Origin of the sequence: Rhodococcus sp. IEGM 1305 (assembly GCF_030058635.1) — a bacterium.
Classification (GTDB): domain Bacteria; phylum Actinomycetota; class Actinomycetes; order Mycobacteriales; family Mycobacteriaceae; genus Rhodococcus_F; species Rhodococcus_F opacus_D.
Genome location: NZ_JASHKX010000003.1, coordinates 589,513 through 612,406 on the forward strand (window position 1 = coordinate 589,513; position 22,894 = coordinate 612,406).

General features: G+C 66.1%; 18 protein-coding genes and 2 pseudogenes. 8 read left to right on the top strand and 12 right to left on the bottom strand.

Annotated elements, in window-relative coordinates; translation table 11 throughout:
* Positions 1-46: 46 nt before the first annotated feature.
* The 3 genes from QM693_RS09355 to QM693_RS09365 form a co-directional block, all read right to left on the bottom strand.
* Entirely contained in the window at positions 47-1,606 is a 1,560-nt protein-coding gene (locus QM693_RS09355) for an amidase (protein ID WP_283352118.1), read from the bottom strand.
* The gene (gene oxdA, locus QM693_RS09360; protein WP_349307493.1) at positions 1,606-2,679 is read right to left on the bottom strand and encodes an aliphatic aldoxime dehydratase; all 1,074 of its coding nucleotides are present in this window, start codon (positions 2,677-2,679) and stop codon (positions 1,606-1,608) included. Before oxdA ends, QM693_RS09355 begins: the two co-directional genes overlap by 1 nt.
* A 146-nt stretch (positions 2,680-2,825) precedes the next feature.
* The gene (locus QM693_RS09365) at positions 2,826-3,035 is read right to left on the bottom strand and encodes a hypothetical protein (RefSeq protein WP_283352120.1); all 210 of its coding nucleotides are present in this window, start codon (positions 3,033-3,035) and stop codon (positions 2,826-2,828) included.
* Positions 3,036-3,517: 482 nt separating this feature from the next.
* On the opposite strand from QM693_RS09365, the gene QM693_RS09370 reads away from it, so the two are divergent.
* Positions 3,518-4,435: a helix-turn-helix domain-containing protein gene (locus QM693_RS09370; RefSeq protein WP_283352121.1), complete on the top strand. Its 918-nt coding sequence runs from the start codon at positions 3,518-3,520 to the stop codon at positions 4,433-4,435.
* 124 nt (positions 4,436-4,559) lie between these two features.
* On the opposite strand, the gene QM693_RS09375 is transcribed toward QM693_RS09370, so the two are convergent.
* Positions 4,560-4,982, bottom strand: a complete 423-nt coding sequence (locus tag QM693_RS09375; RefSeq protein ID WP_502942618.1) for a citrate/2-methylcitrate synthase — start codon at positions 4,980-4,982, stop codon at positions 4,560-4,562.
* 28 nt (positions 4,983-5,010) lie between these two features.
* Here QM693_RS09375 and QM693_RS09380 point away from each other — a divergent pair.
* A pseudogene (locus tag QM693_RS09380) lies at positions 5,011-5,325 on the top strand (class I adenylate-forming enzyme family protein); the annotation flags it as partial.
* A 142-nt stretch (positions 5,326-5,467) separates the two neighbouring features.
* Here QM693_RS09380 and QM693_RS09385 read toward each other — a convergent pair.
* The 3 genes from QM693_RS09385 to QM693_RS09395 form a co-directional block, all read right to left on the bottom strand.
* On the bottom strand, positions 5,468-6,055 hold the full coding sequence (locus QM693_RS09385) for a TIGR03086 family metal-binding protein (protein ID WP_283352122.1): 588 nt from the start codon (positions 6,053-6,055) through the stop codon (positions 5,468-5,470).
* Between the two features lie 140 nt (positions 6,056-6,195).
* Positions 6,196-6,606 carry a VOC family protein gene (locus tag QM693_RS09390; RefSeq protein ID WP_280784312.1) on the bottom strand — a complete coding sequence of 137 codons (411 nt, stop codon included), beginning with the start codon at positions 6,604-6,606 and terminating at the stop codon, positions 6,196-6,198.
* Between the two features lie 87 nt (positions 6,607-6,693).
* Positions 6,694-6,963, bottom strand: coding sequence for a DUF7218 family protein (locus QM693_RS09395; protein WP_283352123.1), 270 nt, complete (start codon positions 6,961-6,963; stop codon positions 6,694-6,696).
* Positions 6,964-7,284: 321 nt separating this feature from the next.
* On the opposite strand from QM693_RS09395, the pseudogene QM693_RS09400 reads away from it, so the two are divergent.
* A pseudogene (locus QM693_RS09400) lies at positions 7,285-7,656 on the top strand (DUF421 domain-containing protein); the annotation flags it as partial.
* Between the two features lie 52 nt (positions 7,657-7,708).
* Here the strand turns inward: QM693_RS09400 and QM693_RS09405 are convergent.
* Together QM693_RS09405 and pruA are read right to left on the bottom strand one after the other, a co-directional pair.
* Positions 7,709-8,674 carry a proline dehydrogenase family protein gene (locus tag QM693_RS09405; protein ID WP_283352125.1) on the bottom strand — a complete coding sequence of 322 codons (966 nt, stop codon included), beginning with the start codon at positions 8,672-8,674 and terminating at the stop codon, positions 7,709-7,711.
* Positions 8,674-10,329 carry an L-glutamate gamma-semialdehyde dehydrogenase gene (gene pruA, locus QM693_RS09410; protein WP_283352126.1) on the bottom strand — a complete coding sequence of 552 codons (1,656 nt, stop codon included), beginning with the start codon at positions 10,327-10,329 and terminating at the stop codon, positions 8,674-8,676. The genes QM693_RS09405 and pruA overlap by 1 nt, the downstream gene beginning before the upstream one ends.
* A 157-nt stretch (positions 10,330-10,486) precedes the next feature.
* Here pruA and QM693_RS09415 point away from each other — a divergent pair, with 157 nt between their 5' ends.
* Complete coding sequence (locus QM693_RS09415) at positions 10,487-12,202, top strand: PucR family transcriptional regulator (RefSeq protein ID WP_283352127.1); 1,716 nt, start codon at positions 10,487-10,489, stop codon at positions 12,200-12,202.
* 8 nt (positions 12,203-12,210) lie between these two features.
* Here the strand turns inward: QM693_RS09415 and QM693_RS09420 are convergent, their stop codons facing one another.
* Positions 12,211-12,939, bottom strand: a complete 729-nt coding sequence (locus QM693_RS09420) for a GntR family transcriptional regulator (RefSeq protein ID WP_283333976.1) — start codon at positions 12,937-12,939, stop codon at positions 12,211-12,213.
* Between the two features lie 51 nt (positions 12,940-12,990).
* On the opposite strand from QM693_RS09420, the gene QM693_RS09425 reads away from it, so the two are divergent.
* Positions 12,991-15,840 carry an FAD-binding and (Fe-S)-binding domain-containing protein gene (locus QM693_RS09425; RefSeq protein ID WP_283333978.1) on the top strand — a complete coding sequence of 950 codons (2,850 nt, stop codon included), beginning with the start codon at positions 12,991-12,993 and terminating at the stop codon, positions 15,838-15,840.
* 75 nt (positions 15,841-15,915) lie between these two features.
* Here the strand turns inward: QM693_RS09425 and QM693_RS09430 are convergent, their stop codons facing one another.
* Complete coding sequence (locus QM693_RS09430) at positions 15,916-17,340, bottom strand: amino acid permease (protein WP_283333980.1); 1,425 nt, start codon at positions 17,338-17,340, stop codon at positions 15,916-15,918.
* A 296-nt stretch (positions 17,341-17,636) separates the two neighbouring features.
* On the opposite strand from QM693_RS09430, the gene QM693_RS09435 reads away from it, so the two are divergent.
* On the top strand, positions 17,637-18,767 hold the full coding sequence (locus QM693_RS09435; RefSeq protein WP_280784303.1) for a PucR family transcriptional regulator: 1,131 nt from the start codon (positions 17,637-17,639) through the stop codon (positions 18,765-18,767).
* Positions 18,768-18,788: 21 nt separating this feature from the next.
* On the opposite strand, the gene QM693_RS09440 is transcribed toward QM693_RS09435, so the two are convergent.
* Positions 18,789-19,718, bottom strand: coding sequence for a LysR family transcriptional regulator (locus tag QM693_RS09440; RefSeq protein WP_280784302.1), 930 nt, complete (start codon positions 19,716-19,718; stop codon positions 18,789-18,791).
* Positions 19,719-19,888: 170 nt separating this feature from the next.
* On the opposite strand from QM693_RS09440, the gene hglS reads away from it, so the two are divergent.
* Together hglS and amaB are read left to right on the top strand one after the other, a co-directional pair.
* Positions 19,889-21,337 (top strand): 2-oxoadipate dioxygenase/decarboxylase, encoded by a 1,449-nt coding sequence (gene hglS / locus QM693_RS09445; RefSeq protein WP_283352128.1) that lies wholly within the window; start codon positions 19,889-19,891, stop codon positions 21,335-21,337.
* Complete coding sequence (gene amaB, locus QM693_RS09450; protein WP_283352129.1) at positions 21,338-22,894, top strand: L-piperidine-6-carboxylate dehydrogenase; 1,557 nt, start codon at positions 21,338-21,340, stop codon at positions 22,892-22,894.

Below are 22,894 nucleotides of genomic sequence, written 5' to 3' on the forward strand. Positions count from 1 at the left end.
TACTTGTGAAGTGGTGGTGTGAGTGGGCGGGTAGACGCGCCTTGTCTCAGGCGAGACTCAGACGTGCACTGGTGGCCTGTTGGCCGGTCGCCGTGGGGAAGGCGCCGCGGATCTGTTCGAACGCGTGGCCGGCGCGTAAGACCGTGGCGTCGTCGAATCGTTTCCCGATGATCATCATTCCGACGGGAAGGCCGTTCACCAGACCTGCCGGCACTGACAGGGCGGGGTGGCCGGTGACATCGAATGGGGCGGTGTTCGCGATCATTCCGAGGGCTTTGGTGACGTAGGTGACCCGGTCGACATCCTGCGCCGGTAGTTCGGAGGCAACGTAGGGCAGGGTCGGCATGACCAGGACGTCGTAGGTTTCCAGCGCAGCATCGTAGGCGGCGCGAGCGCGCGGTACCAGGTTGCGGGCCTTGCCGTAGCTCGATCCGCCCAACGCGGTGACACCGTGATGGCCGCACAAGGCGACGAGTTTGACGGTTTCGGACAGGGCATCAGCGTGCTGGATGCGGTGCTGCGCAAAGTACGCCATCAGTTCGGGGTCGTAGAGGCCGTCTGCGTTGAGGCCGTAGCCGTTGCCGTCGAGCATCTGATAGGCGCCGCCGTCGGTGGCGATCACGTTCCACACGTGGAACGCGTGCAGATGCCACGGAACGCTCACCTCGTCGACCACGCCACCAGCCTCGGTGAAGCGGTGTGCAGCCGCACGGACCGCATCATCGACCTCCGGCTGTGAGATCGCGTGCCCGAACCCCTGGCTCACGACGCCGACCCGCAGGCCGTCGATCCCGGAGTCGAGGGTCGACAAGTAATCATCCACCACGAGGTTGTCCGGCTGGCGGGGATCGTGGCCGTCACGGCCGGCGATCACCGACAGAAGCAGGGCCGCGTCTTCGACCGTTCGGGTGATGGGCCCGAGATGATCGATCGTGCGCTCGATGGGGAAGGCACCGGTGTACGGGACCAGCCCGAACGTGGGCTTGTGACCGACTACGCCACAGAATGCGGCCGGAATGCGGATCGACCCACCCTGGTCGCCGCCGATCGCGAGATCGACATCGCCGGCCGCGACGAGGGCGGCGCTGCCACCGGAGGATCCACCGGCCTCGCGGTCACGGTCCCACGGGTTGCGCACCGGACCGGTGGCCGGGGTGAAGCTCGAACCGGAAAAGCACAGATCTTCACACACCGCCTTGCCCGCCACCGTGGCGCCGGCATCGAGCAGTCGGGTGACCACGGTTGCATCACGGGTGGGAACGAACCCCTCCAACGATCGCGATCCGTTCATCATGGGCACGCCGGCCACGGTCACGTTGTCTTTGATCGCCACCCGCCGGCCGGTCAGCGGCCCACCCGTCGCGGTCGAGATGCTCGTGGTTACATACCATGCGCCCAAGGGATTGTCGCTCGCATCAGGTGTCGCATGATCGCGGGAGGGTGCCGAGAAACTCTCGTCCGCATACAGGTCGTCGACTACGTCGTACGAACCGAGCGCGCCATCGACCAAGCCTGCGAACTCCTGCCGAGTCGCAGCGTCAACATGTAGGCCGTAATGATCTGCGGCAGAACCGATTGCGTCGTCGTTCGGTCGGATGACTGTCATCAGGGGGTGCTCCTGACGTGCTTGACCGGTTGGGCGTCGCGCATCATGCCGGTCTGGGGGTGGCAGTTGATGTACTCGTACAGCTGGTCGGACGCGTCGAACACCGAGACCTCGTGATAGAGCCGAAGTTTTGACAGGCCGGCGGCGACGCGGAAGAAGGTGGTGAAGATTCGCAGATGGGTCGGATGGGATTCTGCCCAGCGCTCGAGTTTGTCGAGCGAACCCCAATGGCCGATGTTGTAGCTCAGATCGAGATAGTTCCCTTCCAGATCGATGTTGCGCACGAACCTGTTGCTGTAGCAGCCCACCGACTCGCCGTTGTCGCGAAGAAAATCCATGCCCTGCTGCAAGGTCGGGAGAATTTCCTCGAGATACAGGGCGCGCTCTTCGGATTCGGCATCCTTCCAATCCTGGCCGGACCGAATCAGCGCGATATTGTCGTGGCCTTGTACCACCACACGGCCACCCGCTGCAGGATCGCCGCTGATCACCCGCAGATCGCCCGCGGGCTGCATCCAGTCATTCTGGGAGATCGGGAAACGTTCGCGCATCGAACCCCAGTACCCGTGTTCGTTGATCTCGCCGCTGATCCCGTCCATGACAGCGCCGACACCGGGGAGGTGGTCCTGAAAGGCGTAGAGCGTTTCGAATTGCTCGGCCCGCGGGGCAACGATCTCGCGGAAGTAGCCAAGTCCCTCGGACAGTCGTTCATCCGATGCCCACCAGTCGGCCGCGGCTGAGCCTTGTATCCAACGAGTATGGGCAGCAACGTCTTTCCAGTATCCGGCGACAATCAGATTCTCGTAGCCCTGATTGTCCACATGATGGGTCAGGTCGTGGTGCAACGGGCCGTCGTCGAGATCGAAGCCGGCAACGATGTCGCGCATGGCCGCAAGCGCGGCCGGGCGTTGCTCGTCGCCGCGGAACTGCACGCCGAGATACGCCATGACCACCTGCTGCAGGCGCTCGTCAGCGCGTCCCACCCACATCGGGAAAGGGGGTTGGTAGTCGTCGGGCACACGCCGAGTCAAGCTCCGCGGACATGTGAGATGGTCGCCGATTGCAGATTCCATGAAGACTCCTCATTCATGAGTTGGGGCTTGCCGAGAACGTTCGGCAACTCGGTTGGTGGTCGAAGCTACCGCGCTGTCCCGGTATGGATTTGACTGCGAGCGACAGGTAGTTCGACGATCAGCGACACTCGGCGCCGATCCTGTGGTCACTGCCGGAGAGCTGTGGCGCCGAAGTCGTCGGCGTACACGCTGTCGTCGTGTGTACCCGCCAAGTGTGCGTGCAGCGCCAATGACCGTCGATGGGCTCGTGTCGTCGCGATTCTGCTGACACCGTCCCTCAGGTCGGCCGGCCAACGGTAGGGGCGGATCAGCGTTCGGAGAAGTGCCATGACAGCGTCGAGCAGCAGGAGTGGCATGCTATGTCTCTCCGCGAAGAGCGATTACTCCGTGGGGGTCCACAGCGTGACGAACGGCGATGAATTCCATAGTTTGTCCTTCTGTCGACATCGACGATCAATCGGTCCAGGATGTCCTGTGAGCCATCCGGGTCTTTCCGGCGTACTCGAACGGTAGGAGCTTCCGGGGCGTGATGTTTGACGCTCAGCGACCACCCCCTTTGCACTCCGCGACATCGTCATCGCGGGGAGGAACCACTGGCGCCGGAATTCGCAGGGTTCGAGTGTTTCTTCCGCGTAAATAGGCGAGCGCGCGTTGACATGCGGTTTCCCCGCTCATAGCGTTGGGTTCACGCGAGGAGAGGAAGCTGTTCATGACGTCGTTGCCACCGCCTGATGGCGACCTCGTGCATGGGGACTGCTCGGATTGCCGGCCCGCGAACACACCAGTGCTGCAACCGTCACTGTCGCGCGCCGGGTCGACACCTCATCAGCGTCGCGAGGTGGTTCGGACCACCACGCTCGGCACCTGGATCGACACGATCCGCGACACCTTCGTCGCGCTGGATATCGATCCCGCCGAGCCCACGCACTTCACCGGCGCGGTCCATACCCGGCATTTCGCGCACCTGATGGCTGCCGACGTCACCGCGACATCGCAATCCTTCCGCCGAACGGCGAGGCTTGCCAACCGCCACCCACTCGATTTGATGCAGATCGGCATGGTTGTCGCGGGTGAGGGCCAGCTCATCCAGGACGGACGTACCTGCATTCTCGGCCCGGGTGATTTCGCCCTCTACGAGACCTCGCGACCCTTTACCTGGAACCTGCATCCGGACTGGCACCTGCGCGTGTTCACCTGGCCGCGCGCCTCGGTGTCGCTCACCGAGAGCCAGTCGCAGCAGTTGACAGCGCGGACCGTCAGCTCCACTTCCCCTGTGGGACATCTACTGTCACCAATGTTGTCCAGCCTTCTCGTCGCCGATGGGGAGGTCTCCTCGGGGGGCGCGATCGGCCTCGCCGGCGGTTTGGCCGACTTGGCCATCACCGCGGCGCAGGAGGAATGTCAGCCCGACGATCCAGATGCCGCCATGCGGGAGTTGTACGCGAACATGGTGCGGTACATCGGACAGCACCTCGACGACCCGGATCTGTCGCCGTCCGGCATCGCTCAGGCCTTCTTCGTTTCCACCAGAACCGTCCACAGGGTGTTCGCGCGCTTCGACGCAACCGCTGCTGCCACGATTCGCGAACACCGACTCGAGGCTTGCCGCCAAGCGATGGTGGCCCCACGCAACATCCCCCGATCCCTGACCGACATCGCAGCCCAGTTCGGGTTCATCGATCTGTCCGTATTCAGCAGAGCATTCACGGCGACCTACGGCATCAGTCCGAGCCGCTACCGCGAACAGCACCGATGATCGAGGCCCGAGGGCCCATCCGCCGCCAGTAGGCGCCCGCCCGCGGACGGCGTCTTTACGCGGCGCGGCGTTGCGTTTCTCGGCGGTGTCGATCTCTACGTCGAGGCGATCTGGTCCCAGCCGCCTACGGATTCGGGGGTGCGGGTCCGGTGTAGATGGCGGCGGGGCGGACGAGCTTGCCGAGACGCTTCTGCTCGAGGATGTGGGCGCACCAGCCGGCGGTGCGGCCGCAGGTGAACATCTCGGACATCATGTGCGCGGGGACCTCGGCGAAGTCGAGGATGACCGCGGCCCAGAATTCGACGTTGGTTTCGATGGCCCGGTCGGGGCGGCGTTCGCGCAGTTCGGCGAGGGCGGCCTGTTCGAGGGCGGCGGCGGCCTCGTAGCGGGGGGCGTTCAGGGGTTGGGCGGTGGCGCGGAGCACCCGGGCGCGGGGGTCTTCGGCGCGGTAGACGCGGTGCCCGAAGCCCAATAGCTTTTCCTTGCGGTCGAGGATGCCCTTGACCAGGGCGCGGGCGTCGCCGGACTTCTCGGTGTCCTCGATCATCGGCAGGACGCGGGCGGGGCCGGGGTAGACCCTCGCGATAATGGACGAGTCCGGCGCCGTGCTTCCCCCGGGAGAGGTCGGCGAGGTCGTCGTTCGCGGCGCCAACGTGATGCACGGCTATCTGGGGCGTCCGGAGGAGACAGACCGGACCATCGTCGACGGCTGGCTCCACACGGGCGACGTCAGCCGACTCGACGAGGACGGGTACCTCACCCTCGTCGACCGCATCAAGGACATGATCATCCGCGGCGGCGAGAACATCTACCCCAAGGAGATCGAGAACGCACTCGCCACCCACGGCGGAGTCCTCGAAGCGGCCGTCGTCGGAGCGCCCCACGAGTTGAAATAGCCGATGTCGGAATCTGTTTCGTTCCCCTTCGATTTGCCGTGTGATCCATGACATTATTCGCGGGGAGGGTGGTCCGAAATATTCCGCCGGGCTCGAGTTCGCCTCGAGCTTTGTCCGCGGCGGACAGTGCGGACGGCTACGTGGCGGCGGGAACCCACTGTGGATCGCGGCCGGTGAGGCCGAGCAGTTGCTCGAGCAGTGGCGCGGAGTCAGGAACGGTCACCGGTGGCCCGAACAGTCCGGGCGTGCCGTGCGGGTTGTGGTCGGCCGATGTCTTCGCGAACTCGTATGCGGCGCCGAGTAGTTCCGGTGTGCTGTGGAAGTTCTGACCGGTGGCGACGGCGAGGTCCCAACCGTGCACGACGATCTCGTCCACCGCGACCGCGCCCGCGACGTCGGCCGGTAGGTCGAGTCCACCTGCCTGGGTCATCCCGTGCCACGCCGCCTCCTCGCGCCAGGCGCCGGCGAGCGCGGCCAGACGCTGCGGGATCCGGGTGCGCCAGTCGGTGCCGAGGCGAGCGGCGTCGGTGGAGGGTGGTTGGCTTCCCCCGGCGGGCGGTGCCTTCGTCGCGGCGGCGGTGAACGCAAGCGACAGCCCGTCGATGTGGTCGAGGAGGTCACCGACGGTGAGCTCCGGGCACGGTGTCGGTGCTGTGAGTTGATCGTCGCGCACGGACTCGACGAGAGAGGCCATTACGTCGGTGGCGGGTTCGAGATCGAACATTCTCAGCACTCCTCGCGTCGGTCACTGTGCGGATCGGTGGTGGTTCCACGGTACGACGTGGTGCATCGATCGAGGTCGAAATCCAGGTCATCGGCCATGATGGGATCGAGCGAGCTCCCGGTGTCTGTCGCCAGGGCGTCCTACCGGGGTTTGGCTATCAGCACTTCCCCTTCGAGTCCGTCGGGGTCGCGGAAGAAGATGCTCTGGACGGCGCCGAAGTCGTTGACGGCTCCGTCGCTGGCCGCCTCATCGATCAGACGTTGCCGAATCGTGGCGAATGCTTCGTGTGAGGCGGCCTGCAGGCCGACATGATCGATGCGTCCCCGTCCCCACATGGGTGTTTGGCGCTCAGGTTCGGTGTTGCCTTCGATCACGAAGATGTTCAGTTCGGTGTGCGGGCCGATGCGGATGACGGTCATCGTTTCTCTGCCGTCGTCGCCGTGGGTGCGTGTGGGTCCGACGTCGGCGTCGAACACATCGGCGTAGAACCGGCCCAAGCGGGCGGCGTCCTTCGAGATCCAGGCGATGTGGTTGATACCGTCGAGCAGCACGCTGTTCTCCTGACGTTCGGGTTGCAACGGCTCGTGAGGCCTCGATCCTGCAGGATCGACAGGCCTCACAGACGGGCAGCCGCCCGGCTAATGATTGCGAAGCTCGTCGATGAGCTCCTTCTTGTTCAGTTTCGAATAACCCTGCAAACCCAGCTCTTTGGCACGTTTCTGGAGCTCGTCGACCGTCCAGTCCTCGTATGACTGCGACTTCCCGCCCGACTTTCCGACGCTCTCGCGCCCACGACTGGCCGCGGCATTGGAGATTCGTGCGGCCTTCTCCTTGGAATCGCCCTTCTCGCGGAGTTCCTCGTACATTTCCTGGTCTTTGAGTTGGGGTTGTGAATCCTTGCGTGCCATCTCGTGTTCCTCCCATCCGAAACATCGACGCTGCTGCATCTTCCGCCTACCCGTGCCACAAGCGAATCAAACAACACCTCGTGTGCAGTGCAGTCGCGCGCAGTTAATTTCGACTTGTTCGAGACCCAGGGATGGACACCCGAGCCGTCCGCAGAGACCAGCGACGCTTCGCGGACCTACATCACGATCGATCCACCGCCCGGAGACACACTCACCCTGGGCTTCGACGCCTACATTCAGTCTTCGAGTCAGCTCGGCCACTCGGGATCGGTCTCGGTGTCCTGGTGCCCTGATGGAGATCGTGATCCGTGCGGCGGTCCTGTCGTCATGGGCGACCTCGTTCAGCAGGGCGTGACGCAACAGGACTACTCCGTGACGTCCGCAGTCCTCGCGGTCGGAGTGTTCGCCCTGCTCACACTGGCCCTGGCATGGGCCAATGCGCGATTCCCCCGCGTGCGTGGGGTCACGCACGGTGTTCCCGTCATCATCGTTCGTGACGGGATACCCGACCTGCAGCGGCTACGCACCGAGCGAATGTCGCTGGACGACCTGATGGCGGATGCCCGGCAGAAGGGCATCCGCCGGTTCGACGAAATCGAGCTTGCCGTGCTCGAGACCAACGGCCGCGTTTCGTTCTTCACCCGGGCGGGTGGCGCGGGCGAAGGCGCGCCGGAGCAACCGGGCATCGCGTGAGATGCGGTGGGAGTCGCTCCTGCCTGGCGTACCGCGACGGCGTCCCGAGCCCTTACTTCGTCGAGGTCAGTGACCGGAGAAAGAAGGCCAGGTTGGCGGGGCGTTCGGCGAGACGGCGCATGAAGTAGCCGTACCACTGCTCGCCGTAGGGCAGATAGACCCGCACGTGTTGCTGCTGCTCGGCCAGACGCAACTGCTCGGTGTCCCGGATGCCGTGGAGCATCTGGATCTCGAACTCGTCGGTGGTGCGACCCGTGGCCTTCGCCTGCGCCAGTGCGGCGTCGACCATGGCCGGATCGTGGGAGGCGACCATCGGGTAGCCCTCGCCGTTCATCAGGATCCGCAGACACCGCAGGTAAGCCTCGTCGACCGCGGGCTTACCTTGGTAGGCAACAGATGCGGGTTCCTTGTACGCGCCCTTGCACAACCGGATCCGCGATCCGGGCCCGGAGAGGTCCCGGCAATCCGCTTCGGTGCGCTTCAGGTAGGCCTGCAGCACGGTGCCGAGAGTGGGAAAGTCCTCGCGGAGCTCTCCCACGATCGACAGGGTCGAGTCGGTGGTGGTGTGGTCCTCGGCGTCGACCGTGACCCAGACGCCGGCTTCCTCGGCCGCGGTACAGATCTTGTGGGCGTTCTCGAGTGCCACGTTGTGACCGTCCCGGGGAAGGCACTGTCCGAGCGCGGACAGCTTCAGGGAGACCTCGATGCTGCGCGGCCGACCGCCGGAGTCAGTGGCCGGGGCACGGTGCGCCAGCGACGACAACAGCGTCAGGTAATGCGACACGGTGCCGGAGGCCTGCCCGAGATCGGTGGTGTCCTCGCCGAGGTAGTCGATGCTGACGTAGCGGCCGGAGCCGAGGACATCGGTGGTCGCGGCCACCGCCTGATCCTCGGTCTCGCCGGCGACGAACCGGTCGACGAGGCCCTTGGTCACCGGAATGCGACTGACCGTGCGTTCCATCCGCGGCGAGCGGGCTGCGGCGAGCAGGGCGGGCCGGAGCAGATCGGCGGCCGCCATCAGATGTCCTCGGTGGAGTCGGCGCCCTGGTGGGGGTAGTGGTGGTCGGTGGCCGGGACGAACGTTTCCTTGATGGTGCGGGCGGAGGCCCAGCGCAGGAGGTTCTGCGGGGAGCCGGCCTTGTCGTTGGTGCCCGACGCCCGGGCGCCTCCGAAGGGCTGTTGTCCGACGACGGCGCCGGTGGGCTTGTCGTTGATGTAGAAGTTGCCGGCGGCGAATCGTAAGTCGTCGGTGGCCTTGGCGATCGCGGTGCGGTCGTCGGCGATGATCGAGCCGGTCAGCGCGTAGGCGGACCCCTTGTCGACCAGGTCGAGGATGTTCTCGAACGATCCGGCGGCGGAGTCGTCGTAGACGTGGACGGACAGAATCGGTCCGAAGTACTCAGTGCGGAAGGCCTCGTCGGTCGGGTCGTCACCGAGCAGGACGGTGGGGTCGACGAAGTAGCCGACGCTGTCGTCGACGTGGCCGCCGGCGGCGATGGTCAGGCTGGGGGTGGCCTTGGCGCGGGCGATGGCGTCGGCGTTGCGGTCGAACGCTCGCTGGTCGATGACGGCGCCACCGAAGTTCGAGAAGTCGGTGACATCCCCGTATTTCAGGGTCGACGCCTTCTCGATGAAGTCGTTGCCCATCTTCGCCCACACCGACTTCGGGACGAACGCGCGGGAGGCCGCGGAGCATTTCTGTCCCTGGTAGTCGAACGCGCCGCGCAGCAGGGCGGTGGTGAGGGTGTCGGGGTTGGCGGAGCTGTGGGCGAGGACGAAGTCCTTGCCGCCGGTTTCGCCGACCAGGCGTGGGTAGCTGTTGTAGTTCGAGATGTTGTCGCCGACCTGGCGCCACAGGTGCTGGAAGGTGGCGGTGGACCCGGTGAAGTGGATCCCGGCCAGGCGGGGGTCGGCGAGAACGATGTCGGAGACCTCGGCGCCGGGGCCGTTGACGAGGTTGATCACCCCGGGCGGCAGACCGGCGGCCTCGAGCAGTTTCATCGTCCAGTACGCGGCCACGGCCTGGGTCTGCGAGGGCTTCCACACCACGGTGTTGCCCATCAGGGCGGGTGCGGTGGGCAGGTTGCCGGCGATGGCGGTGAAGTTGAACGGGGTGATGGCGTAGACGAAGCCCTCGAGGGAGCGGTATTCGAGCTTGTTCCACACGCCGGGGGAGGAGATCGGCTGGTCGGCGAGGATCTGCCGGGCGAACTGGACGTTGAAGCGCCAGAAGTCGATCAGTTCGCACGGGGTGTCGATCTCGGCCTGGTACGCGGTCTTGGACTGGCCGAGCATGGTTGCGGCGGCGAGGGTTTCACGCCACGGTCCGGACAGCAGGTCGGCCGCACGGAGGAACACTGCGGCGCGGTCCTCGAAGGACAGTGCCCGCCAGGCCGGGGCAGCGGCGGTCGCGGCTGCAACGGCGTCCTGGATGTCCTGGGCGCCGGCATTGGTGAAGGTGCCCAGGACCGCGGCATGCCGGTGCGGCTGGACGACGTCGATCGCGGGGCCGTTGCCGCGCCGGTGCGCACCGCCGATGACGTTGTGGATCTCGGTGGGGTTGGACCCCAGCTCGGCCAGTTTCGCCTGCAGTCGGGCACGCTCGGGGCTCCCCGGGGCGAAGGAGCCCACCGGCTCGTTGATCGGCTGGGGCGTGGTGGTGACGGCGTCCATGGAACCTCCTACGGGGGTGTGGCGGCGAAGGAACCGCCGCTCGAACTAGACGTAGTCAACACCAGAACGGAGCCAAGATATTGAGCCAGCTGGACAAGAATTGGTGATTCTCATTGTACTGTTGGCTAAACCTGATTCTCACCCTCCGAACGGAGCGATGCCGGTGACACCCGGAGATCGAAACCCTGCCGCGGCTCCCGCTGCTTCTGCCGAAACCATCACGCTGCGTGAGCTTCTCCGTGCTCTCGACACCGCGGTCGTCGAGCTGATCGACGCTCCCGCGGGTGACGACGTCGCTGTGGCATCGGTGGCGCTCGTCGACAGCTCCGATCTGACGGTCGAAACCGAATCGCAATCTCCGATGCAGGACTTGTATCTCCATGTGGGGGTTGCGGACGCCGACGCCGTGCGCTGGTTCGACGACGTCTCCGGGCGGGCGCGACGGCACCGGCCGCATGCGGTGATGTCGAAGACGGCGCACGAATCGAGCGCAGTGCAGGCGGCGGCGCACCGTGCCGGCGTCGCCCTCGTGGCGGTGCACCCGAAGGCGCGATGGGATCACGTGTTCCCGCTGGTCCAGCGCATGCTCGACCGGTCTCGCCGCGGGCGTGGCGCACCTGCGGACCCGGATCTGCTCGCCACGGACACTGACCTGTTCGGCCTCGCGCAGATCGTCGCCCAGAACGCCGGGGGGATGGTCTCGATCGAGGACGCCCAGTCGAAGGTGCTCGCATACTCTGCCTCCGACGAAGCGGCGGACGAACTGCGCGCCTTGTCGATCCTCGGCCGTGAGGGCCCACGCGATTACCTGCGGACACTGCAGAAGTGGGGAGTGTTCGACCGGCTCCGGGAAAGCGACGAGGTCATCGACGTGCCCGCGCACGAAGAACTCGCCACCAAGCGGCGCCTGGTGGTCAGCATCCGCCAGTCCACCGAGGACACCTCGACCGCACCGCGGCTTCTCGGTTCGATCTGGGTGCAACAGGGCGACGCACCGTTCAATCCGGATGCGGTGGACGTGTTGCGCGGCGCTTCGGCGATCGCAGCCCGGATCATCTCCCGAAGTCTCAACGCCCCCTCCACCGAGGGGTTGCTGGTCCAACGGTTGTTCGGTGCGCGTGGTGGGGGCGTCGATGTTCCCTCCGTGGCCAGCGCCCTGAACTTGCCGATGAGCGGCGCGGCCGCTGTCGTGGGCTTCGCGCCGACCGGATCGGAGAGCTCGACGGCCACCGGCGAGTTCGCCGGAATGGGCAGCATGCTCCGCCTGCACGCGAGCTCGTTCAGCCGCCATTCGGTCGCCACCGTGATCGGTGATCGCGCCTACGTGCTCCTTCCTCGCTACAAGTCCGCTGCGGGGGTCACCGCGTGGACGCGGCAGCTCGTCGACCAGTTCGAGGCCAAGCGGTCGATCGTGCTGCGGGCCGCGATCGCCGTTCCGGTTCCCGACCTCGCGCAGGTGGCCGCGGCGCGGGTCGAGGTCGACCGGGTTCTCGACGGCACTGCCGCCACGTTCCCGGAGGGACGGGTGACCACGCTCGCCGAATCCCGCACCGCGGTGCTGCTCGGGGAGATCCTCGACCTCGTCGGCGAGCACCCGGAACTGCACGATCCGCGCGTCGATGCGCTGTACGAGTACGACCGCAAGCATGGTTCCAACCTGTGCGAGAGCGCCGAGACCTACCTCGCGGAGCACGGGGACGTTCGTAATGCCGCCGCCGCACTGAGCGTGCATCCCAACACGCTGCGGTACCGGATCCGCCGAGTGGAAGAGATCATCGGGATCGGTCTGCAGGACGCCGCCGACCGGCTGCTGTTCGAACTGCAACTTGCCGTGCACCGGCGCGCGACACCGGAGAAGCCGCCGCAGGGTTGACGCGTTGGTCAGGAGATGACGGCAGACCAGATCTCGTCGACGGAGAGGCCGGAGTCGTCGCTGAGAACAGCTTGGGCGACAAGGAGTTTCCCGGTGTTGACCAGATGAACGCGCATGGCGGCTTCCGCTCCGTCGGGGTCCCCGGCGATGATGGCATCGATGATGGGCGCATGCTCGTCGTCGATGTCGGTGAGTGTTCTGGTCTTGTCGGCGGTATTGGCCCCGAGCAGCCGGGTGGTCTCGCGAAGGGTCTTGACGATCGCGCGGGCTCGGGCGTTGTCGGCGGCGTCGAGAATCAGGTCGTGAAGCCCGAGATCATGATGGGCGAACTCGTGTTCGTCGCCGCCGGCGGCGGCGTCCTGCATCAGGCGTCGTTGCCGCTGCAGTGCATCCGAGAGCATGGGGTCGGCCGCGGCTGCGGCCTTGCGGACCGCGGGTAGTTCGAGGGCCAACCGGACTGCGAAGATCTCCGCGATCTCCTTCGGCTGGGGGAGGAGAATGCGGAAGCCCTGGCGTGCTTCGAACTTGATGACTCCCACTTCTTCCAGGCGCAGTAAAGCGTCCCGCACCGGGGTTCGGGAGATGCCCAGACCCTCGGCGAGTTGGTAGACCGAGTACTTCACTCCCGGTTTCATGCGGCCGTCGTCGATGGCCGCCCGCACCGCCGCGATCGCCTGCTCCATCCGTCGTCCCGCGAACGGGGTGAGCGGTTCGAGTTCGAGCGCTTCGTCTGCCACCCGATCACTGTAACAACACGGGGCTGTTCGTAGCATGCTAGAGGTTGTAGCATGCTACGAATGATCTCCGCTGAATCACTGGCCGCTGAGCTGCGCAGTTCGGGAGTGAGCGACGTTCTCTCCGACGGCACCACCCGCGCTGCCTATTCGTCCGATGCGTCCCTGTACCGGGTGCGACCGCTGGTCGTCGCGCGGCCGCGCCATGCCGACGAGGTGGCGGCCGCCCTCGCGGTGTGCCGCCGAGAGGGCGTGCCGCTGACCTCTCGCGGTGGCGGCACCTCCGTTGCAGGTAACGCTGTCGGGACCGGACTGATTCTCGACTTCAGCCGGCACATGAACCGGGTGCTGTCGATCGACAGGGACGCACAGACCGCCACCGTCGAGCCGGGCACGATTCAGACGGTGCTGCAGCAGGCCGTCGCACCGCAGGGCCTACGATTCGGGCCCGACCCATCGACGTTCACTCGATGCACCATCGGCGGCATGATCGGAAACAATGCCTGCGGTTCGCGCACGCTCGGATACGGCCGGACCTCGGACAACGTGAAGGGCTTGCACGTTCTGACCGGGACCGGGGAGTCGTTGCAACTGGGTTCGGCCGGTGAGGTGACGGCCTCCCCGGCGCTGAGTGCACTACAGCAGGTCACCCGCGCCGGTTTGGCGACCATCCGCACCGAGCTCGGGCAATTCGGCCGTCAGGTGTCCGGATACGCCCTGGAACACCTGTTGCCGGAAAATCGGTTCGACGTGACCCGCATGCTGGTCGGCACGGAGGGCACCCTCGCGGTGGCAACCCGCGCGACGGTCCGCTTGGTGTCCGAGCCCGCCCACCGCGTCCTGGTCGTGCTGGGGTACGCCGACATCGCGTCGGCGGGTGACGCGACCCCGCTGGTGCTGAAGTTCGATCCGACCGCCTGCGAGGGTATCGATTCCCGGATCGTCGACGTGGTGCGCGAGCGCCGCGGTCCGGATGCGGTTCCGCCGTTGCCTGCGGGGGCGGCCTGGTTGTTCGTCGAGGTCGTCGGCGACGACCTCGACGAGACGATCGCCAGGGCCCAGCAGGTCGGACGGGACTGCGGAGCCGTGGACAGCCTCGTCGTCACCGACGAGGGCCGCACGGCCCAGCTGTGGCGGATTCGCGCCGATGGCGCCGGACTCGCCGGCCGCAGTCCTGCCGGCCTTCCCGCACACGCAGGATGGGAGGACGCGGCCGTGCCACCGGCCATGCTGGGCAACTATCTACGCGACTTCGACGCCCTGATGGACGAATTCGACGTTACCGGCCTGCCGTACGGGCACTTCGGTGACGGATGCATGCACGTGCGCATCGATTGGCCGCTCGACAAGCCCGGCGGGGACCGCATCTTCCGGGACTTCCTGGTCGCGGCGAGCACACTCGTCGCCGGCTACGGCGGATCCCTGTCCGGTGAGCACGGGGACGGCCGCGCCCGCAGCGAACTATTGCCGCTGATGTACTCACCCGACGCGATGAAACTCTTTGCTGCCGTCAAGCACGTCTTCGACCCGGACAACATCCTCAATCCCGGAGTCGTGGTCGACCCCCGCCCGGTCGACGCGGACCTGCGCATTCCCGCAGCCCCACTCCTGCGCCGCAACCTGGCCCTGGCCTATCACCACGACGACGGAGATTTCACCCAGGCGGTGCACCGCTGCACCGGCGTCGGAAAATGCCGGGCCGACAACACCGCCACCGGGGGAGTGATGTGCCCGTCGTATCAGGCGACCCGGGAGGAGAAGGACTCCACCCGCGGCCGCGCGCGCGTGTTGCAGGAGATGATCAACGGCACCGACATCGACGGTGGCTGGCGATCGCCCGAGGTTCACGACGCCCTCGACCTGTGTCTGTCCTGTAAGGGGTGCTCCTCGGACTGCCCGACCGGTGTCGACATGGCCGCGTTCAAATCCGAAGTGCTGCACCAGAGCTACAAGGGCCGCATCCGCCCCGCCTCGCACTACTCGCTGGGATGGCTTCCGCGTTGGGCGAAGATCGCCAGCCACGCGCCCGGTCTGGTCAACGCCACGATGCGCGTTCCCGGCATCGGACCGCTGGCGTTGTCGTCGGCCGGAGTGGACAAGCGCCGCACCATTCCACCGTTCGCGAAGCAGACGTTCCGGTCCTGGTTCAAGGCCACCGAAAACGACCGTGCCACGACCGGTGACCCGGTGCTGCTGTTCGTGGACTCGTTCACCAACTACTTCACCCCCGAGGTCGGGCACGCCACGGTGCAGGTGCTCGAAGCCGCCGGCTACCGGCCGCAATTGACCGACAAGCAGCAGTGCTGCGGACTCACCTGGATCTCCACCGGGCAGCTCACCGCGGCGAAGAAGATCCTCGGCCGCACCGTGGACGCACTGTCCGGTAGCGCCGCGGCCGGAATTCCGATCGTCGGAATGGAGCCGTCCTGCACGGGTGTGCTGCGCTCGGACGCCGCGGAACTGCTCGGTAGGTCGGCGGCCGAACCGGTCGCCGACGCAACCCGTACCCTCGCGGAACTGTTGACGGACCGCGGGTGGGAACCGCCGTCTCTCGAAGGCAAGTCCGTTGTCGCGCAGCCGCACTGCCACCATCATTCGGTGATGGGGTGGAGTCCGGACGCGCAGCTTCTCGAGAAGGCCGGTGCACAGGTTCAGCGGCTGGGCGGATGCTGCGGGTTGGCCGGCAACTTCGGGGTGGAGAAGGGGCATTACGAGGTGTCGGTGGCGGTCGCCGAGCAGCAACTCCTACCCGCCGTGGCCGGGGCGGACGCGGACACCACGATCCTGGCTGACGGCTACTCCTGCCGGACGCAGTTGGCGGATCTGACCGATCGTCGCGGTGACCACTTGGCGCAATTGCTCGCCGCGCAGCTCGACGCCGGTGCTGCGCGCCGACGGGACTGACCCTCGGGGGTGCACACACAAGGGTGGCGGCGGGTGAGACCGTGTATCTGGTCTCACCCGCCGCCACCCGGGGTGTTACTTCGAGGCGGGCCTGGTGACCGGCCCGGGAGCGGGAGCGGAAATGTTGTTCGCGAGCGGGCTCTGCGGGTTGATGCGCCGGCGAAGCCGGTAGGCGATCAACGTCGCGATGAGGGCTCCGACGCTCAGGGAGATCTGCGAGCGGGACGATTCGACGTAGAACATCGACACCAGCACGGCGAGGATGCCGCCGGCAGCGAGGATCGACAGGTAGGGGAACAGCCACATCTTCAGGCGGAGTTGGGCGACCTCTTCTCGGGTCATCAGGCCACGCAGTTTGATCTGCGACATCGCGATCATGAGGTAGACCATCAGGATGGTGGCGCCGGAGGCGTTGAGGAGGAAGGCGAAGACGGTGTCGGGGGAGAGGTAGTCGAGGCCGATGCAGGCGAAGCCGACGAGGGTTGCAAGGAGCAGCGAGTTGCGGGGGACGCCGTGCTTGTCCAGCTTTGCGATGCTCTGTGGCGCATCGCCTTTGTGCGCGAGGGTGAAGAGCATCCGCGAGGAGGTGTAGAGGCCGGAGTTCAGGCAGGAGAGTACGGCGACGAGCACCACAGCGTTCATGATGTCAGGTCCGCCGGGGATGCCCATGTGGGTGAGGGCGTCGACGAACGGCGACTGGCCGACCTTGACGTCGGTCCAGGGCACGATGATGGCGAGCAGCAGCACGGAGCCGATGTAGAAGAACCCGATGCGGGCGATCACGGAATTGGTGGCCTTGGCGACGGCCTTCTCCGGTTCGGCGGATTCGGCGGCGGCGATGGTGGCGATTTCGGGGCCGACCATGGAGAAGACGGCGACGACGACGCCCGAGAGGATGACGGTCCAGCCGTTGGGGGTGAAGCCGCCGTGATCGGTGAGGTTGGAGAAATCGGCGGAATGGCTGGGCCACAGCCCGAAGACGTAGGCGGCACCGAGGGCGAGGAACAGCAGGATCGCGGCGACCTTGATGCCTGCGAACCAGTATTCGAACTCGCCGAAGTTGCGGACCGAGCGGAGGTTCGTGGCGACCATGGCCAACAGCAGGACGACCGCCATCACCCAGGAGGGCAGGTCGATCCAGCGTTGCAGCAGTTTGCCGCCGATGACGGCTTCGGCGCCGACCGCGACGACCCAGAAGAACCAGTACAGCCAGCCGGTGGTGAAGCCGGCCCACCCCCCGAAGGCCTTGCGGGCATAGCCGGCGAACGATCCGGTCGACGGGTTGGTGGTGGCCATTTCGCCGAGCATGCGCATCACGAGGACGATGACGACACCGGTGATGGCGTAGGACACGAATGCTGCGGGGCCGGAGGTGTGCAGCAGGGCGCTCGAACCTACGAAGAGCCCGGCGCCGATGACACCTCCGATCGCGATCATGGTGAGGTGTCGTTGTTTCAGAGACTTCTGCAACGTCTCGGGCGGTTGTTCGAGAGTGGACATCAAACGCTCCAAAGGTCGAGTCGGACACGAGATCGAAAGCGCGAGCTGTGCCCCTGTGGTCGCAGGCGTGATCGGACGCCGCGATACCGTGACGGGTCGGGGACGGAAATGCCGTCCTGGGCCCGGCGAGATGGCGAACTTCCGTTCGTGTGTGATCAACCTAACGGCCCACCACGTAGCATGCTAGGGACATGTGCCAGAACTTTCCGCCCCGTCAGTCAGACACATGTATGGCCGACTCCGAATGATCGCCATAGTTATCGCTCACGAAATACGCTGTTCACGGAGATGGTGAAGTGAATCTCGATGAAGTGGTCACCGAGGTGGCCGAACGTCTGTCGGCATCAGTCGTCCTGGTCGACCGGGCCTTTTCGCTGATCGCTTACAGCACCCAGTTGCCTGGCGTCGACAAAGATCGGGTGCAGTCGATCCTTACCCGCAGTTGCCCGCCGGAGGCGCGCGCGTGGTACGAAAGCTTCGGGATTGCCGATACCACGCGCCCGGTGATCACGCCGGAGAATCCGGATATCGAAGCGTCGTCGCGGATCTGTCTTCCGGCTCGCTACGCAGGCGCGGCATACGGATATCTGTTCGTCCTGGCGGATGAGAACAGCGCCGTGTCCGACGGCGATCTCACCGCCGCAATGTCCCTGGCCGGCCAGGCCGGCGCGCAACTCGCACACACCGCCCGGGGTCGTGACGATATGGCGGTCGCCGTCGCAGACCTCCTCGAAGGCGACCGAAAGGCGTTCGCCCGTGCGATTACTCGCATCGAAGACTCGGGGCTCTTCCCGGACGGCGGCGCGTTGACCGTGCTGGCCGTCGACGGTCTCCTGCCCGCCCCTGGCGCACGCGCTCTGCTGGCACCGATCGGATCGTTGACCGCGGTGATGATCCCTGCCGGCGACGGCGCCGTCGACCCCGTTCGGTCCGTTGCCGAAAGCGGTGCGGGTGCCGGAGCTCTGGTCGGGGTGGGGGGTTCGTACCAGGGGTTGCGGTCTGCCCGCCGAAGCTGGCAGCAAGCCAAACTCGGTGTCCGGGTCGCCCGGCACGACGAATCGATGGGACCGATCGCGTACTGGGAAGAACTCGGCATCTACCGGCTGTCCTCGTGCGGGCCCACCAGCGTCGTCGCCGATGCAGTCCTCACCCCGTCCGTCCGGGCCCTGCTCGACCACCGCAACGTCGACCTGCTCGTCACCGCACAGACTTACCTGGACCAGGCCGGTGACACCGGCGCAACGGCCGGTGTCCTCGGCATTCACCGTCAGACGCTGTACTACCGCCTCGCGAAGATCGAGGAAATCACCGGCCTCGATCTCTCGGTGGGTGCGCAGCGCCTCGAGTTGCATGTCGGCCTCACCCTCGGGCGCTTCATCTTCGAGCACCTCGGAACCGAAGAGGGTCGCAACGGCGAGCAGACCTGACCGCTGCGTCCGATCGGGCGATCAGATCTTCTCGGCAGCCGTCGACGCCGGGTCGACCGCGGCGCGAACGATGTCGGTGATGGCCCGCACCGTAGGCCTGGTCTCCGAGCCGGCGAGGCGTATGAGGACGATTCGCCGACCGATCTCCTGCTCGAGGTCGACGCGGATGATCGGCACCGAACTGTTGAGCCTGATCATCATGTCGGTGACCGGCGCTGCCCCCAGCCCCTTTCCGGCCAGCGCCAGAGACACCGCGGTATCGACGATTTCGTGCCGCACGATCGGCTCGAAACCCTCCTGACGGCAGGCGATGCGGACAGCGCGACCGAACTGGGTCTCCGCGGGAGGCAGAATCCAGTTCCACTCCGCGGCCTCGCGCAGATCGATGGTCCCCTCGGTGCGGATGCCGTAGGCGCCGGAGGAGACGGCGAGCCCGAATCGCTCGCTGCGTAGGGTGATCATCTCGATATCCGGTGTGCGGGGCATCGGTGAATTGGGGTAGTCCAGCCCGAATGCGACGTCGACCTGACCGCGTTGGACGGCGGTGGCGGCGTCGTCGACGTCGAGTTCGCGGCTGCTCAGGGCGAGATGCGGGTACTTGCGCTGCGCTGCGGCCACCACCGGTGGCAACAACGCTGCAGCGGTACTACCGAAGGTGCCGAGAAGAAGAGGCGCAGCGACGTCGTCGTGCACCGCGCGCAGCGCGTCGAGGGCCCTCTGTTCCGCGCTCAAGATTTTCACCGCATGCTCGGCCAGAACGGTGCCGGAATCGGTGAGCACGACATTGCGACCCACCTTGGTGACGAGCCGGGAGCCGACGGCTTTCTCCAAGGCTGCGATCTGCTGCGATACTGCGCCCGCGGTGTACCCGAGTTCCTCGGCGACCGCGACCATCGTTCCACGCCGGGCCAGCTCTCGGAGTGCGACGAGGTGCGCCAAGCTCATATTCATATAGAGATTCTAAACGGTAGTGGCTAGCTTTCTTCGCTGGTGCTATTCATTTTCGCGGACCACGATGAACGTGCGGAACGAGACGTCGGACACGTCGGAGCTCTTCTGAGCCGGCCGGCGACCACGATCTCGATCTCACCCGATCCTCATCGACCCTGGAGTTGCACGCCATGCCGATCACCCAGCAGTGGGAACTGCGCGCCGAGTTCGCTCGCCGTCTCTCGCACATGTACGGGAAGGAAGTTCCCGCATACACCACGTTGCTCGAGGTATCGCAGGCCGTCAACGACACCGTGCTGTCGAATCTCGGTGCGGGCGCAGAACGTCTGGGTTCCATTGCCCGGGTCACCGCCGAACGTCACGGAGCCATCCGAGTGGGCACCCCGCAGGAGATGGCCCAGGTCGCCCGCGTGTTCGCGGCCATGGGCATGTACCCGGTCGGGTTCTACGACCTGCGCGAGGCCGCTGCCAGTTCCGTCCCGGTCGTCTCGACGGCTTTCCGTCCGACGGACCCGGACGAACTGGCGCGCAACCCCTTCCGGGTGTTCACCTCCATGCTGGTGCCCTCGGATCGCCGCTTCTTCAGCGCCGATCTGCAGCAACGCCTGGAAAGTTTCCTCGCCAAGCGCAAGCTGTTCACCACCGAACTGCTGGTCCTCGCCGACCGGGCGACCGAGTACCGGGGGCTGAATTCCGGTGACGCGGAGATGTTCCTGACGTTGGCCACAGCGGCATTCAAGCTGTCCACCGAGGCCGTCGACCGCGCCTGGTACCGCGAACTCGAGCAGGTTTCCTCGGTGGCCGCCGATATCGGTGGCGTCGCCAGCACACACATCAACCACCTGACCCCTCGCGTGCTCGACATCGACGATCTCTACGCCCGCATGGAGCGTCGCCGGATCGACATGATCGACACGATCCAGGGTCCGCCGCGGTGGGCCGGTCCGGATCTGCTGCTGCGGCAGACCTCGTTCCGGGCTCTCGCCGAACCGCGGGTGTTCCGGGAGGCCGACGGCGCCGTCGAGAAGGGTTCACTGCGAGTGCGTTTCGGTGAGGTCGAGGCCCGCGGTATCGCAGCCACGGTCCGCGGCCGCGAGGTCTACGATCGGTTGACCGTCGAGATCGAGCAGGCGGTCAGGGAGGCGGCCGCGACCGCGCCGGTGTCGGCCGAGGTACGCAACGAGATCGCTGCGGAGCTGTGGAACCAGCAGGTGCCCGCCACCGAACAGGGGCTCGCGCTCCACGATCTGGCGTACTTCACCTACCGGGTCGACAACGACAAGCAACGCAACGGCACGATGCCCGGACGATCGCTACAGGATCTGATCGATCAGGGCTGGGTCCGCCCGGAGCCGATCGTCTACGAGGACTTCCTGCCGAAATCCGCGGCCGGGATCTTCCAGTCCAATCTGACCTCGGACGGACACAAGGACACCACACAGTCGACGACCGATATCGACGCCGCCTGGATGGAAGGAGTTCTGGGCCGCACACTGCACAACCCGTACACGCTCTACGACGGGATCCGCCGCGCTTCCCTCGATCACGTTGCCAACCAATTGGGAATCCGCGGACCCATCGAAGAACCGGCACCCATCGCTACCCAAGGAGTCAAGTAAATGAGCACCGCTGTCGCCGAGACCATCGCCCTTCCCACCACCGACGAACTGCGCACTCTTGCACGCACCAGCCTGCAGCGGTGTGGGGTCGACCCGGCCGTACTCGATACCGCAGGGGTCGAGAACACCATCACCACCCGCTCCCCCGTCACGGGGGAGAGCCTCTTCGACTATCCCGCCGCCGACGCCACCGACGTCGAGGCCGCGATCGATGCCGCCCACGAGGCCTTCCTGCAGTGGCGCACCGTTCCCGGCCCGGTCCGCGGATTCCTGATCAAACGCCTCGGCGAACTGCTCACCGAGCACAAGGAAGACATCGCCAACCTGATCAGCATCGAGGTAGGCAAGATCCGCTCGGAGGCCCTCGGCGAGGTCCAGGAAATGATCGACATCTGCGACTTCGCGGTCGGTCTGTCCCGGCAGCTCGACGGCCGCACCATGCCCTCGGAGCGTCCCGGACACCGACTGATGGAGACCTGGCACCCGCTCGGTGTCGTCGGTGTCGTCTCGGCGTTCAACTTCCCGGCCGCGGTGTGGTCCTGGAACCTGGCTCTTGCCATCGTCTGCGGTGACTCGGTGATCTGGAAGCCCGCGCAGCTGACCACCCTCACCGCCGCCGCCTGCTCGGCGCTGTTCGACCGTGCCGCAAAAGAATCCGGCGCCCCGGCCAACCTGAATGTTCTCGTCTCGGCGAGTGCCGCCGACACCCAGGCCCTGATCGACAGCCCGAAGGTGCCGTTGATCAGCGCGACCGGTTCCGAGCGGATGGGCGAGCAGATCGCTCCCCGCGTCGCCGCCCGGTTCGGCCGCGCCATCCTCGAGCTCGGCGGAAACAATGCTGCGATCGTCACCCCGTCGGCGGACCTCGACATCGCCACCCGCGGAATCGTCTTCGCCGCAGCCGGCACCGCCGGCCAGCGCTGCACCTCGATGCGCCGCATCATCGTCCACCAGGACATCGCCGACGAGCTGATCGACCGGATCTCCCAGGTCTACGGCCGCCTCCCAATCGGCGACCCGTTCGCCGACGGCACCCTCGTGGGCCCGCTGATCGACGGCAAGTCCCACGCCAACATGACCGCAGCCCTCGACAAGGCTGTCGCGCAGGGCGGCGAGATCCTCGTCGGCGGTAAGCGCCGCCCGAGCAGCGAAAGCTCGTACTACGTCGAGCCGGCGATCGTGCGGATGCCGGCCCAGAGCGAGATCGTCAAGGACGAAACCTTCGCCCCGATCCTCTACGTGCTGACCTACGACACGTTCGAGGAAGCGATCGCCCTGCACAACGACGTCCCGCAGGGTCTGTCGTCGTCGATCTTCACCACCGACCAGCGTGAGGCGGAGCGGTTCATCGCCGCCGACGGTTCGGACTGCGGCATCGTCAACGTCAACATCGGCACGTCCGGCGCCGAGATCGGCGGCGCGTTCGGCGGCGAGAAGACCACCGGCGGCGGCCGCGAATCCGGCTCGGACGCCTGGCGCGCCTACATGCGCCGCGCGACCAACACCATCAACTACTCCCGCGAGCTGCCGCTGGCTCAGGGCGTCAACTTCGGCTGA

Coding starts and splice junctions, on each gene's coding strand:
- QM693_RS09355 (WP_283352118.1), bottom strand. CDS start 1,606: ATGACAGTCATCCGACCGAACGACGACGCAATCGGTTCTGCCGCAGAT.
- oxdA (WP_349307493.1), bottom strand. CDS start 2,679: ATGGAATCTGCAATCGGCGACCATCTCACATGTCCGCGGAGCTTGACT.
- QM693_RS09365 (WP_283352120.1), bottom strand. CDS start 3,035: ATGCCACTCCTGCTGCTCGACGCTGTCATGGCACTTCTCCGAACGCTG.
- QM693_RS09375 (WP_502942618.1), bottom strand. CDS start 4,982: ATGATCGAGGACACCGAGAAGTCCGGCGACGCCCGCGCCCTGGTCAAG.
- QM693_RS09385 (WP_283352122.1), bottom strand. CDS start 6,055: ATGTTCGATCTCGAACCCGCCACCGACGTAATGGCCTCTCTCGTCGAG.
- QM693_RS09395 (WP_283352123.1), bottom strand. CDS start 6,963: ATGGCACGCAAGGATTCACAACCCCAACTCAAAGACCAGGAAATGTAC.
- QM693_RS09405 (WP_283352125.1), bottom strand. CDS start 8,674: ATGGCGGCCGCCGATCTGCTCCGGCCCGCCCTGCTCGCCGCAGCCCGC.
- pruA (WP_283352126.1), bottom strand. CDS start 10,329: ATGGACGCCGTCACCACCACGCCCCAGCCGATCAACGAGCCGGTGGGC.
- QM693_RS09415 (WP_283352127.1), top strand. CDS start 10,487: ATGCCGGTGACACCCGGAGATCGAAACCCTGCCGCGGCTCCCGCTGCT.
- QM693_RS09425 (WP_283333978.1), top strand. CDS start 12,991: ATGCTACGAATGATCTCCGCTGAATCACTGGCCGCTGAGCTGCGCAGT.
- QM693_RS09430 (WP_283333980.1), bottom strand. CDS start 17,340: ATGTCCACTCTCGAACAACCGCCCGAGACGTTGCAGAAGTCTCTGAAA.
- QM693_RS09440 (WP_280784302.1), bottom strand. CDS start 19,718: ATGAATATGAGCTTGGCGCACCTCGTCGCACTCCGAGAGCTGGCCCGG.
- hglS (WP_283352128.1), top strand. CDS start 19,889: ATGCCGATCACCCAGCAGTGGGAACTGCGCGCCGAGTTCGCTCGCCGT.
- amaB (WP_283352129.1), top strand. CDS start 21,338: ATGAGCACCGCTGTCGCCGAGACCATCGCCCTTCCCACCACCGACGAA.